12 protein-coding genes are annotated in these 12,324 nt (G+C 62.8%); 7 read left to right on the forward strand and 5 right to left on the reverse strand.

Annotated features, from left to right (window positions below; translation table 11 throughout):
- From aroA to aroQ, 5 genes are all read left to right on the forward strand, one after another.
- Positions 1-1,311 carry a 3-phosphoshikimate 1-carboxyvinyltransferase gene (aroA, locus tag BMX94_RS00795; protein ID WP_091002453.1) on the forward strand — a complete coding sequence of 437 codons (1,311 nt, stop codon included), beginning with the start codon at positions 1-3 and terminating at the stop codon, positions 1,309-1,311.
- 2 nt (positions 1,312-1,313) lie between these two features.
- On the forward strand, positions 1,314-2,429 hold the full coding sequence (gene aroC / locus BMX94_RS00800; protein ID WP_091002455.1) for a chorismate synthase: 1,116 nt from the start codon (positions 1,314-1,316) through the stop codon (positions 2,427-2,429).
- 50 nt (positions 2,430-2,479) lie between these two features.
- Entirely contained in the window at positions 2,480-3,628 is a 1,149-nt protein-coding gene (locus tag BMX94_RS00805) for a bifunctional chorismate mutase/prephenate dehydratase (protein WP_177171272.1), read from the forward strand.
- A complete protein-coding gene (locus tag BMX94_RS00810; protein WP_091002459.1) occupies positions 3,629-4,927 on the forward strand; it encodes a shikimate kinase in 1,299 nt (432 codons plus the stop codon). It abuts the gene before it with no gap.
- Between the two features lie 187 nt (positions 4,928-5,114).
- Entirely contained in the window at positions 5,115-6,053 is a 939-nt protein-coding gene (gene aroQ / locus BMX94_RS00815) for a type II 3-dehydroquinate dehydratase (RefSeq protein ID WP_091002461.1), read from the forward strand.
- A gap of 30 nt (positions 6,054-6,083) precedes the next feature.
- Here the strand turns inward: aroQ and BMX94_RS00820 are convergent, their stop codons facing one another.
- Entirely contained in the window at positions 6,084-6,689 is a 606-nt protein-coding gene (locus BMX94_RS00820) for a 5-formyltetrahydrofolate cyclo-ligase (protein WP_091002855.1), read from the reverse strand.
- A 212-nt stretch (positions 6,690-6,901) separates the two neighbouring features.
- Between BMX94_RS00820 and trpS the strand changes: the two genes are divergently transcribed.
- Both trpS and BMX94_RS00830 read left to right on the forward strand, forming a co-directional pair.
- Positions 6,902-7,951, forward strand: coding sequence for a tryptophan--tRNA ligase (gene trpS, locus BMX94_RS00825; RefSeq protein ID WP_091002463.1), 1,050 nt, complete (start codon positions 6,902-6,904; stop codon positions 7,949-7,951).
- 104 nt (positions 7,952-8,055) lie between these two features.
- Positions 8,056-8,889, forward strand: coding sequence for a class I SAM-dependent methyltransferase (locus BMX94_RS00830; RefSeq protein ID WP_091002465.1), 834 nt, complete (start codon positions 8,056-8,058; stop codon positions 8,887-8,889).
- A 31-nt stretch (positions 8,890-8,920) separates the two neighbouring features.
- Here the strand turns inward: BMX94_RS00830 and BMX94_RS00835 are convergent, their stop codons facing one another.
- The 4 genes from BMX94_RS00835 to BMX94_RS00850 all read right to left on the reverse strand — a co-directional run bounded on the left by BMX94_RS00835 (position 8,921) and on the right by BMX94_RS00850 (position 12,316).
- The gene (locus BMX94_RS00835) at positions 8,921-9,448 is read right to left on the reverse strand and encodes a SprT family zinc-dependent metalloprotease (protein WP_143052231.1); all 528 of its coding nucleotides are present in this window, start codon (positions 9,446-9,448) and stop codon (positions 8,921-8,923) included.
- Positions 9,449-9,645: 197 nt separating this feature from the next.
- Entirely contained in the window at positions 9,646-10,641 is a 996-nt protein-coding gene (argF, locus tag BMX94_RS00840; RefSeq protein WP_091002469.1) for an ornithine carbamoyltransferase, read from the reverse strand.
- Between the two features lie 170 nt (positions 10,642-10,811).
- Positions 10,812-11,381: a hypothetical protein gene (locus tag BMX94_RS00845; protein WP_143052232.1), complete on the reverse strand. Its 570-nt coding sequence runs from the start codon at positions 11,379-11,381 to the stop codon at positions 10,812-10,814.
- A gap of 284 nt (positions 11,382-11,665) precedes the next feature.
- A complete protein-coding gene (locus tag BMX94_RS00850; protein WP_091002473.1) occupies positions 11,666-12,316 on the reverse strand; it encodes an ABC transporter ATP-binding protein in 651 nt (216 codons plus the stop codon).
- Positions 12,317-12,324 lie beyond the last annotated feature (8 nt).

The following is a 12,324-nucleotide window of genomic DNA, read 5'->3' on the forward strand; positions in this document are numbered from 1 at the left end:
ATGGACGTAACCATCCATCCTTCCCCGCTTCACGGCACCATACCCGCCATCGCCTCGAAGTCCATGGCCCACCGGTTGCTCATCATGGCGGCCCTCTGCCCGGGGACCACAGACATCAACTGCAACGCGACCTCCAAAGACATCGAGGCCACCGTCAGCTGCCTGGAGGCTCTTGGCGCACGCATCGCAAGCACACGCCTGGGCTTTAGAGTGAACCCGCTTCCGGGCACAAGCGCCACAGACAACATCCGTCAAGCCATACCTGGAGCACACCTCGACTGTGGCGAGTCCGGCTCGACGCTTCGATTCATGCTGCCCATCGTCGCCGCGCTCGGCCGAGGTGGCAGCCTCGACGGCCACGGTCGCCTTGCCGACCGCCCGCTCTCGCCCCTCTACGAGGAGCTCGTCTGCCACGGTGTCACGCTCTCTACGCGCGGAAAGCTCCCACTTGAGGTTTCGGGCACGCTCCTGCCGGGCCGCTTCTCCATTCCCGGCAACGTCTCGTCCCAATTCGTGAGCGGCCTGCTCATGGCCACCCCGCTCCTCTCGGCGCCAAGCGAGATTGTGGTCACCGAGCCCGTGGAGTCGCGCTCCTACATCCGCCTCACCATTCGAGCGCTTGCCGAGTTTGGCATCGACGTGGACGTCACGCACGAGACCGTTGACGGCAATCGTGCCACGGTCCTCTCGGTTTCCCCTGCGCGCAGCGCCGTGTCGCCGGGCACCGTTACGGTCGAGGGCGACTGGTCGAACGCCGCCTTCTGGCTTGCGGCGGGGGCCATCGCGGGGGGCGTCTCCGTGAGCGGGCTCGACCTCGCGAGCGCCCAGGGGGACCGCACCATCTTGGCCTGCGCCGCCGCGTTTGGCGCCCGCGTGAGCCGCTCAGGAAACGTTGCCTCCACAACGCCAGACACGCTGCGCGGCCGCACCATCGACGTGCGAGACACACCGGACCTCGTGCCCCCGCTGGCCGCTATCGCCGCCAATGCCACGGGCACCACGGTCATCGCCAACGCCGGGCGCCTTCGCCTCAAGGAGTCTGACCGCCTGAGCACCGTGAACAAGGCCCTCACGGCCATGGGGGCCAGCATCGAGGAAGAGCCTGACGCCCTTGTCATCCACGGCAACGGCCCGCTTTCCGGCGGTACCGTCGACGCGGCGAACGACCATCGCATAGCCATGATGGCCGCCATCGCCGGTGCCAATGCCACCGGCCCCACAACCATCCGCGGCGCCGAGTGCGTCGCAAAGTCATACCCACGCTTCTTCGAGGACTTCCGGAACCTCGGAGGGATTGCAGAGGAAGGCTAGAGATGCCCTCAAGCTTTGGACAGACGCTCCGCGTCACGGTGTTCGGCCAGTCTCACTCCCCCGCCATCGGGTGCGTGGTCGAGGGCCTGCCCTCGGGGCTCGTCGTTGACCAGGATGCCCTTGCCGCCTTCATGGCTCGACGCGCCCCTGGCCAGGGAAGCTGGACCACGCCCCGCCGCGAGGAGGACCGCCCACGCATCGTGAGCGGCCTCAACGTCCATGGCGCCACCTGTGGAGCGCCGCTCGCCGCCGTCATCGAGAACACCAACACGCGCTCGGGCGACTACGACAACCTCCTCAAGGTACCCCGCCCCGGCCACGCCGACCTCACCGCATGGGAGAAGTGGCACGGCAACCAGGACGTTCCCGGAGGCGGGCACTTCTCCGGACGGCTCACCGCACCCCTGTGCGTCGCTGGCGGCATTGCCCTCCAGGCGCTCGCGGCACGCGGGGTGCGCATTGGCGCCCACCTGCTCTCCGTTGCCAACGTGGAGGACGAGCGCTTCGACGCCCTCGACAACTCCCCGGCGTCGCAGGCACACCTTGCCGAGCAGCTCGACATCCTCGCTTCCGGCCCGCGCTTCCCTACGATAGACGCCGAGGCCGGCACGCGCATGCTCGCCGCGATCGACGATGCCCGCCGAAGCCTCGACTCCGTGGGCGGCGTCATCGAGTGCGTTGCCTGCGGCATGCCTGCGGGCGCCGGCTCGCCCATGTTCGACGGCATCGAGAACATGCTGGCTCGCGCAGCGTTTGGCATCCCAGCCGTCAAGGGCATCGAGTTTGGCCGCGGCTTCGAGGCGGCACGCCTCCATGGCAGCGAGAACAACGACCCTTACGAGATGCGCGAGGGCGTGCCCACCCCCAAGACCAACAATGCCGGCGGCATCCTCGGCGGCATTACCACCGGGGCTCCCGTTCTCTTTAGGATTGCGATGAAGCCCACCTCGTCCATCGCGCGCGAGCAGGACTCCGTCGACCTCGAGAGCGGCACAAACGCCAAGCTCAGCGTACACGGCCGGCACGACCCGTGCGTGGCGACGCGCGCCGTCCCCGTGGCCGAGGCAATATGTGCCCTCGTGCTTCTCGACGCCTTGCTCAGCTATCCGGCCGAGTAGCCTGCCGCCAAGCGCCTTAGACATACCAGAAAGAACCGGAGATGCACCCCATGGAAGACCTCTCGGACATCCGTCATGAGATCGACGACATAGACAACGCCATCCTCGACCTGTTCCAGCAGCGCATGGACTGCGCGGAGCGCGTGGCCGCCTACAAGCGCGCCAACAACCTCCCCGTACTCGACCGCTCCCGCGAGCGCGAGCACATGGCCGCCCTTGCGGGAAAGGCCCCAGAGGACCTGCGGACCTACACCGAGGTCCTCTTCCAGCTCCTCATGGAGGCCTCGCGCGCGCGGCAGGGGCAGCGCCTGGCGCAAGAGCAGGCGCCCCAGACGCTTGCGGCAATCGACCGCGCTTGCGAGACGACCCCGGGGCTCTTCCCGCGCGAGGCCTACGTTGCCTGCCAGGGCGTCGAGGGCGCCTACTCGCAGTTTGCGGCAGACCGCATCTTCAAGCACCCGCTCATCTCGTATTTCGAGTCCTTCGAGGGGGTCTTCCGGGCCGTCGAGACGGACTTCTCGCGCTATGGCGTGCTACCCATTGAGAACTCCACCGCAGGTTCCGTGAACAAGGTCTACGACCTCATGATGCAGCACGACTTCCACATCGTGCGCACCACGCGCGTGAAGATCGACCACAACCTCCTGGCAAAGCCCGGCACCACGGTCGAGCAGATCCACGACGTCTACAGCCACGAGCAGGCCATCAACCAGTGCGCCGGCTTCATCGAGCGTATGGGGCTCACCCCGCATGTGGTCGAGAACACCGCAATGGCCGCCAAGAGCGTTGCCGACAGCGACCGCACGGACGTCGCCGCGCTCTCGAGCCGCGCATGTGCCCAGCTCTATGGCCTGGACGTGCTCATGCGCGACGTCCAGGACCGCGACGACAACTACACGCGCTTTGCCTGCATCTCCAAGCCGCTCGAGGTCTACCCCGGCGCCGACCGTACCTCGCTCATGATCGTGGTGGACCACCGCCCCGGCACGCTCTTCAAGGTGCTCGCGAAGTTCTACGCGCTGGACATCAACATCATCAAGCTCGAGAGCCGCCCCATCCCCGGCCGCGACTTCGAGTTCATGTTCTACTTCGACGTGGAGTGCCCGGTCACCGCGCCCGAGTTCCGCACGCTCATGGCCACCATCGGTGACGCTTGCGAGGAGTGCCGCTACCTTGGCAGCTACTCGGAGGTGCTCTAAATGACCCAAAGCCTCGAACAGCAGCAGGAATCCGCCGGTTCGCCCTTTGGCCTTCTCGGCAGAAAGCTCGGCCACAGCTGGTCGCCACGCATCCACACCACCCTGGGAAGCGTCCCCTACGACCTCTTCGAGCGCGAGCCCAACGAGGTGGAAGCCTTCATCCGCAAGGGGACCTGGCGCGGCGTCAACGTGACCATCCCCTACAAGCGCGATGCCGCGCGTCTGGCAGACGAGCGCTCCCCGCGTGTCGAGAGGCTGGGGGCGGCAAACACGCTCGTCCGGCGTCCCGACGGAACGATTTACGCCGAGAACACCGACGTCCTGGGCTTCTCGCTCATGCTCCAACGCTTTTGCGGGCGACGGCTGGGAACAACCGCGGAAGAGCTGCTCTCCGGCAAGCCTGCCCTGGTGCTTGGCAGCGGAGGGGCCAGCGCGGCCGTCCAGGCGGCGCTCGAGGACGCAGGGGCGCGCGTCTCCGTCATCTCGCGCTCTGGCACAGACACATACGAGACGCTGGTGGCGCGCCACGCGGACGCGGTTCTCATGGTGAACGCAACCCCGGTTGGGATGTACCCCAACTGCCCTGCGACGCCCGTGCCCGAAGATGACCTTGCACGGCTCAAGAACCTCGCGGGCGTTCTCGACGTGATCTATAACCCCACGCGAACGGGCATCGTGCTTGCGGCAGAGCGCCTGGGCATCCCCGCCGAGACGGGCCTCTCCATGCTTGTCGCGCAGGCTCTGCGTTCGAGCGAGCTCTTCCAGGACAGGAAGCTGGACGTTTCGCTCGTAGACCAGATCGAGTCCCAGATCCTCTCCGAGACGGGCAACGTCATTCTCATAGGCATGCCGGGCTGCGGCAAAACGACTACGGGCAAGCGGCTCGCGCGCGTGCTGGGCAGGCCTTTTGTCGACATCGACGATGCCATCGAGGCAAACACGGGAGAGAATGCTGCGCACATCATCGACACCAGGGGCGAGCAGGAGTTCCGACGCATCGAGTCCAGAATCACGGGCGAGTATGGCGCGCACTCGGGGCTGGTCATCGCCTGTGGGGGCGGCGTGGTCACCGTGCCAGCCAACTATGACCTTCTCCACCAGAACGGCACCATCGCCTTCATCGACCGTCCACTTTCCGATCTTGAGACCGTGGGAAGACCCGTCACGGCGTCAAAGGGCGTTGAAGCGCTCGCGCGGGAGCGCATGGCCACGTACCATGCCTGGGCAGACGTCGAGGTAGCCTCGACAGGCTCCCCCGCTGGGAACGCCCGGGCGATAAGGGACCTGCTTGGACTCTAGCATCTGCCGCTTGCGTCGACCGAAAAGGGGCAACGTCTACGGAGTCATGACAAACCAGACGCCGTAACGTTGGTGAGCTAGCCCTATACTCTCTTCGACACATTTGAACAAGTGGGGCAGCGATGGAAGACCTTGGGGAGAAGGCCTTTTTGAGCAGGGCGCCGCACAAAGAAAGGGTTTGGCGCAAATGGCAAACACGGATGTCGCCGAGCAGGTCCTCGACGCCCTCGGGGGCAAGGACAACGTAAAGGCGAACGACATCTGCATGACACGGCTCAGGATTCTCACCGAGAAGCCCGGTCTTATCGACCTCAACAAGCTTCGCTCCATCAGGGGCGTCCTGGGCACCGTGCGTCGAGGCTCGAACGGAGTCGAGATTGTGTTTGGACCCGGCTCAATTAACGAGGTCAGCGATGACATTGTCCGGCTCACGGGGATCGAGCCCAGCTACTCGGCATTCCGCGACTCCTCCTCCGCGCCCGAGGACTCTATCAGCGTGCAGATCAACGGCCACGCGCCCATCCCCAAGGCGGTTCGTGCTGCCGTAGCGGCAAAGAAGCCCCTTGCCTCATCGCACATGGGCTCCCCATCGAGTGATGAAGATGATGACGCCAGCGATATGGAAGAGCTGGCCTCGCTTCTCGAGGCCACGGGCTCCGCGGATTCGCCTCGCCTCCTTGTGGTCAATGGCCCCAACATCAACATGCTCGGCGTGCGCGAGCCGAAGATCTACGGCCGCAAGACCTATGCAGACCTGGTACGCCTCTGCCGTTCGGCCGCCCAAGAGGCGGGCTTCTCAGAGTGCCGCTGCTTCCAGTCAAACCACGAGGGCGACCTCGTCGACGTGATACAGGCCGCCTACGGCGAGTTCGACGGCATCGTCATCAATCCTGCCGCCTATACGCACACCTCGGTGGCATTGCTTGACGCCCTCAAGTCAGTGGCACTGCCCACCATCGAGGTGCACATCTCGAAGGTCGATGAGCGCGAGGACTTCCGCCAGATATCGTATGTGCGCGCCGCGTGCTTCGAGACCATTGTTGGCATGGGCCTCGAGGGCTACCGCAAGGCAATCAAGGACATGGCCGCCCATCTCCGCGAGCACAGAGGGGCCGAGAAGGGCTAGAAACGCACGGATGCGCAGGCACCAGCGCCGCTATTGCACCATGGGATTGCAGCACCACGTACCAGAGTCGCTCACGAGCCAGTCAACGGGCACATCGTGCTCGTCTCTCGGCAGCGGGTTCCCAGAGAGCTGCTGCCCGCGCACCAGCGCAACCTTCTCACCGGGATAGAACGCCAGGAACCTGTCGTAGTACCCGCCGCCGTAGCCAATACGATAGCCATCGGCATCAAAGACAAGGCCAGGCACGATGCACACCGAGCCAACCAGCTGCGGCGTCGTGAGGGGTTGTCCGCAGTCACGAGACGGCTCCATGAGGCCGCGAAACCCTGGCTCAAGGTCGTCCTCAGAGGAAATCACGAAGAAGTCGAGCGCATGAGAGCGACGGCAGCGAGGAACGGCCACCTGCTTGCCAGCTTGCCAAGCGGCCCGCATGAGAGCGTGCGTGTCGACCTCAGTGCCAAACGAGACATAGGTAAGGACGAGACGGGCTTCTCGCCATGCGGAAAGAAGCTCAAGCCGTTGGAGGATGCGCGCGTCCGTAGCCGCACGCACGACAGGCGACATTCGCGTGCGAACGCGCACATACTCCTCGCGGAGGGCGGTCTTGCCAGCGTCTGTACCTTGGGAACTCGCCACCGCATCCTCCTTCTCCACTAGTGTCCACTTTACCCCATAATCGCATCGGTCTGCTAACGTTGCCCATCTTGCAACCGCACGGCAAGACGACGGTCCCGAGAACGGGTCCTGCGGTCCCCGGGCGGACACGGAAGCGCGATTGCCGTAAGATTGACATTTGTGAACGCACGTACCGCCAAGCGGTATTGACGAGCAAAGGACCAGGAGAAACCATGCCCAACGAGGGAAGCTACGAAGCCGCACTTAAGCGCAGTGACCAGATTCAGGCCGACCTGCCCCAGCACCCCGAGAACTACACCATGCTCACAGGCGACAGGCCCACGGGACGTCTGCACCTGGGCCACTACTTTGGCACCATCAAGGAGCGCGTGCGTCTCCAGAACCTTGGCGTCAACACCAACATCATCATTGCGGACTACCAGGTCATCACCGACCGCGACACCACCGAGCACATCCGCGACAACGTCTACAACATGGTGATCGACTACCTTGCCTGCGGCATCGACCCCGAGAAGACCATGATCTTCACGCACTCCGCCGTTCCCGAGGAGAACCAGCTCATGCTGCCGTTCCTCTCGCTGGTCACAGAGGCCGAGATGGAGCGCAACCCCACGGTGAAGGCAGAGCAGGCGGCCTCCGGGCATGCGCTCACGGGACTTCTCCTCACCTATCCCGTGCACCAGGCGTGCGACATCCTCTTCTGCAAGGGCAACATTGTGCCCGTAGGACGAGACCAGCTCCCTCACATCGAGATTACCTCGAAGATCGCCCGCCGCTTCAACGAGCGCTACGGAAAGGTCTTCCCCGAGGTCGCGGGACTTCTCACCTCCACGCCGCTCCTTCCTGGCCTCGATGGCCGCAAGATGAGCAAGTCCTATGGCAACGCCATTTCTCTCTCGATGACGGCCGAGGAGACCGCAAAGCTCATCAAGAAGTCAAAGACCGACTCCGAGAGAAACATAACGTTTGACCCCGAGGGGCGCCCCGGCGTCTCGGCTCTGCTCACCACGGCCGGCATCTGCAGCGGGCGCGACCCCAAGGAAATTGCCGACGAGATTGGCATGGGAGGCGCAGGCCAGCTCAAGCGCTACACCACCGAGGTGGTAAACGAGTACTTTGCCCCCATCCGCGAGCGCCGCGAGAAGCTCGCCGGGAACCTCGACTACGTGAAGGACGTCCTGCACGACGGCAACCGCCGCGCGAACGAGATAGCTCACGAGACCCTGAACGAGGTCCGTGAGGCCATGGGCATGGTGTACTAGGCCATACACGGCAGCATCCCTGCACCGCGTCTCTTTGGAGTTGACACACAAGTTGGTCTTGTCAAACTTTATGCCATCAACTTGACGAGAGACGCGGTGCATCCATGAAGGAACCCAGCATTGAGAAAAACTCGGTACAGGAGACGCTTGTCGTTCCCCTCTATGGCCGCATGCTCGGAAGCGAGCTCTATCCGTCCATCCTGCAAGACCCATACGCACGCGATGCCCTGACCAGACTCGACTTTGACACGAGCCGGCTCGACAACAGGCGAGACTCGCTCGCGTGGAAGTTTGGCTCTCTCGAGGGCATAGTCCGAAGCCGCGACATCCTCATCGAGATGGAGTCGTTCCTCGAGACACATCCTCAAGCAGCCGTCGTCAACATGGGATGTGGCCTCGACGCAACGCCGCTTCTGGCGGACAACGGCTCGATGCTCCTCTATAACATCGACCGACAAGACGTCATCGATGCAAGGAACGCGCTTGTGCCTCCAATGGAGCGCGAAAGGAACCTCGTCGCAGACCTCAAGGACGCCACCGCATGGATTCCAGAGGTCGATGCCTCCGAAGGCGTCTTCCTTTTTGCCGCAGGCGTCTTCATGTACTTCAAAACAGATGAGGTAAGAGACCTCACGCTTACCCTCCAAAAGGCATTTTCCCAGGGAGTTCTCGTGTTCGACACGCTTGGCTCGTTTGGCATACGAACCCTCATGAAGGGGACGCTTCGAACCATGGGCATCGAGGACGTCGAGGGGCGTTTCTCGTGCGAGAAGCCCGAGCGCGACTGCCTGTGGGATGATGGCCTGCACATCTCGTCACGACCGTACCTCACGGGCTACGTCGACCTAAAGTCTGCCGGCGTGCAGCCCATCCTGCGTGCGACTGCACATTTGTTCGACTCGATCATGAAGATGAGAGTCGTGAGGGTGGAATTCTAGCGGCCAATCCCCCAGGCCGTGTTCCGCTCCCCTAACGCGCGAGATGCGCAAGCACGTAGGCAGGCGCACACACGTAGACGCGGCCACGCTCGTCCCTGAGGTCACAGCAGCGCTTGGGCCTCCCGTTCAGGCCGACGAACCGGTAGCGGCGGCCGCGCACCACAAGCTCGGAGCCCACGAGGGACTCCACCTCGGAGCGCGGGACCTCGGGCACCCTGCGGGTCGGCTCGCGCCGCGTGGCGCGGACGTTCGTGCCGTACGCCCCGTTGACCCTGGCGGCAGCCTCGCGGAAGCGCTCCCCGTGGTCGAAACAGCCCGGTAGCGTGTGGATAAGCTCGTGGTAGAGGACGTCTCGCGCCTGAGCGTCGGTCTTGCACGCATCGACGGAGCACGAGATCTGGAAGAGCGGCCTGCGCCCGCCGCGCAGCTTCTTGCAGCTGCCAATACGAGAGCGGTTGTGTGTGAGTCTCACGGAAGGAAGGTACTCGCGCGGAGAGAGACCAATGCGCCGCAGGCAGATGGCACAGTCCTCGAGCAGCGCATCGAACTTCTCTTGCATCCCAGCATCAACCACCGGCTGCCCTTCCTGCAGTGTAGTACGCTCTTTGGAAGCGTGGCCTGTTGCATCGTCGTGACGCTCAAGCAGGCCCAACGATAACGGAATGCGGGGGGTTGGGCTTTCTCTCGGAGGGCGTGTCCTTGATGTCCTTCGCCCTCAGAGGGAAAGCCCAACCCCCGCCCCACAGCTACGTTTGCCTACTTGAGCGTCGCGTACATCACGGCCTTAATCGTGTGCATGCGGTTCTCGGCCTCATCGAAGACGCGAGAGCGAGGCCCCTCGAAGACCTCGTTTGTGACCTCCATCTCGGCAAGGCCGAACTTCTCGTAGATGTCCTCGCCAATGGTGGTGTGGCGGTCGTGGAAGCTGGGGAGGCAGTGCATGAAGATGGCATCGGGGGCGGCCTTGGCCATCACGTCCGCGGTGACCTGGTAGGGCTTGAGGAGCTTGATGCGCTCGGCCCACAGGCTGTCAGGCTCGCCCATCGAGACCCAGATGTCGGTGTAGATGACGGAAGCGTTGCGCGCGCCCTCGTCCACGTCCTCAGTGAGGGTGATGGCAGAGCCGTTCTCGGCGGCAATGGCGCGGCACTGCTCGACGAGTTGGGGCGCGGGCATCTGCTTCTCTGGCCCGCACGCGCAGAAGTCGATGCCAAGCTTCGCGCACACCACCATGAGAGAGTTGCCCACGTTGTTGCCGGCATCGCCCATGAAGGTGAGCTTGCGGCCGGAGAGGTCGTTACCAAACTCCTCGCGCATGGTGAGGACGTCGGCGAGCATCTGCGTGGGATGGAACTCGGTGGTAAGGCCGTTCCACACGGGAACGCCCGCGTAGTCTGCGAGCGTCTGCACGATGGACTGCGCGTAGCCGCGGTACTCGATGCCGTCGAACATACGGCCAAGCACGCGGGCGGTGTCCTCGATGGACTCCTTCTTGCCCATCTGGCTCGAGCCGGGGTCGAGGTAGGTAACGCCCATGCCAAGGTCACGGCCGGCAACCTCGAAGCTGCAGCGCGTGCGGGTGGAGGTCTTCTCGAAGAGCAGGACGATGTTCTTGCCCTCGAGGTAGCGGTGCGGCTCGTGCGCGTGCTTCTTGGCCTTGAGGTCTGCAGAGAGGTCGAGAAGATAGCGAATCTCCTCAGGCGTGAAGTCGAGCAGCTTGAGGAAGTTGCGTCCAGAGAGGTTGACGGCCATGGATGGTCCTTTCTTCCCACACGCGGGATGAGGTTGTGGTGCCGTTTGAGCAAGGCAGCAAGACAAAGTCTAAACCCTCGTTTGGACGAGAAGACAGCCGTCCGCCTACTTCACGGCATCCCTCCAGAACGCATTGCCCGAGAACCCCCCAAGGTCTCTCGAGAGGCAAGCTAGGGTTCTGTGTAATTGGAGAGCAGCTTCACACAGTTCTCCAGATAAACATCCCTAGCAACATCGCTCTCTACGGCGAGGTCATACTGGCACGCGTCGGCAAAGGCAATACGCGGCCATGCGCCATCCACGGGGAGTGCATAGATTCCCACACGCTCTGGATGCTCGGCAATGTCCAGCGATATGCGCGAATAGGGATGCTCTATGAGACAGAAGGTCTGCTTGTACGTGTCACGGTTCTTCTCGCGTGGGTATACCTTCGGCTCTAGGAACAGGAGATATTCCTGTCCATCCCTCATGGGCATGAGGCCAAACATGCTGGGGCCAGATGATGCCCCCCACACCTCTCGAACCCTACTGAACTGCCCAATGCCCAGCCCGTTATGAGGCTCCGCAATTTTATATGCATCATATACGATGAGGTCGTCACCCGCTTTCACGTCATCGCCCCTCAGAACCGAGGTTACTTCCAAGTGGCATTGGAAAGCTTGATAGACGTAGTTTCTCTTCCCCTTGAAAGTTGCCGTTATCACAATCGGGGCATTCTCAAGCTCTTCCTCTGGAGTCATCCCCGAGTTCTCCCCCGAATCGCCGTCAAGACGAGTCTCCCCCTGCAGGCCTGGCTCAATAACCGCAGACGTACCTTCTCCCTTCGCGTACAGTCGAAGGTCCTCTTCGGACGCTCGTGCGCTCACCACAAAGGGCAGCTGCTGCACGGCCACCCCATCATTGGCATAATTCGTGAGGCTCATCCTCATGGCTAGACCAATGCACGCACATAAAGCCACGAGACATCCGCAGATGATCACCGTCGTTCTCACACTCAGCATTGGCAGTCGAAGAACTCGACGTCTCATCGCCGATTCACTTCCCCCGCTACGTGCCCGTCGACCATGCGCCACTCTCGTTCGAACAGAGCCTCGAGCGCAGGCTCGTTATGGCACGACACAAGCACTGTGCAACCGCGTTCGTGCTCCTCGCGAACAATCCTTGACACAGTTTCAATGCCTTCCACGTCGAGCGCATTAGTGGGCTCGTCAAGAATGAGCAGCTCCGGGGCCTCCATGATTGCCTGAGCAATGGTCAGGCGCTGACGCATCCCCATGCTGTACGTTGAAAATGGCCGCTTGTCATCGGGGTCCAGGCCTACGCGCTCAAGCGCCTTGCGAACCTCACGCTTCCCCACCACCTCCTTGATAGAGGCCAGCATCAATAGGTTCTTCATGCCGGTGCTCTCGTCCCAGAAGCCTGTCGTCTCAAGGACAAGCCCGAGGCTTCGGGGAAAATCGACATCGTCTCCAATCCTCTGCCCGAAGACATCAATCTCACCCGAGGTTAGATGGATGAGCCCTGATATGGCCCTGAAGAGCATCGTCTTCCCAGAGCCATTGATGCCACTGAACCCATAGATGCCCCCGCGCGGCAGCGAAAGCGTCACATCATCAAGCACTGTGCGACCACGAATAATCTTGGTCGCATGGCTCACTACAATCGCATCTGGCATGAGGACCT

The sequence above is a fragment of the Olsenella sp. KH3B4 genome (genome assembly GCA_900111695.1).
Lineage (GTDB): Bacteria > Actinomycetota > Coriobacteriia > Coriobacteriales > Atopobiaceae > Tractidigestivibacter.

Excerpts from the sequence above, each read along its gene's own strand:
- aroA (WP_091002453.1), top strand. The coding sequence starts at position 1 with ATGGACGTAACCATCCATCCTTCCCCGCTTCACGGCACCATACCCGCC.
- aroC (WP_091002455.1), top strand. The coding sequence starts at position 1,314 with ATGCCCTCAAGCTTTGGACAGACGCTCCGCGTCACGGTGTTCGGCCAG.
- BMX94_RS00805 (WP_177171272.1), top strand. The coding sequence starts at position 2,480 with ATGGAAGACCTCTCGGACATCCGTCATGAGATCGACGACATAGACAAC.
- BMX94_RS00810 (WP_091002459.1), top strand. The coding sequence starts at position 3,629 with ATGACCCAAAGCCTCGAACAGCAGCAGGAATCCGCCGGTTCGCCCTTT.
- aroQ (WP_091002461.1), top strand. The coding sequence starts at position 5,115 with ATGGCAAACACGGATGTCGCCGAGCAGGTCCTCGACGCCCTCGGGGGC.
- trpS (WP_091002463.1), top strand. The coding sequence starts at position 6,902 with ATGCCCAACGAGGGAAGCTACGAAGCCGCACTTAAGCGCAGTGACCAG.
- BMX94_RS00830 (WP_091002465.1), top strand. The coding sequence starts at position 8,056 with ATGAAGGAACCCAGCATTGAGAAAAACTCGGTACAGGAGACGCTTGTC.
- BMX94_RS00835 (WP_143052231.1), bottom strand. The coding sequence starts at position 9,448 with ATGCAAGAGAAGTTCGATGCGCTGCTCGAGGACTGTGCCATCTGCCTG.
- argF (WP_091002469.1), bottom strand. The coding sequence starts at position 10,641 with ATGGCCGTCAACCTCTCTGGACGCAACTTCCTCAAGCTGCTCGACTTC.
- BMX94_RS00845 (WP_143052232.1), bottom strand. The coding sequence starts at position 11,381 with ATGACTCCAGAGGAAGAGCTTGAGAATGCCCCGATTGTGATAACGGCA.
- BMX94_RS00850 (WP_091002473.1), bottom strand. The coding sequence starts at position 12,316 with ATGCCAGATGCGATTGTAGTGAGCCATGCGACCAAGATTATTCGTGGT.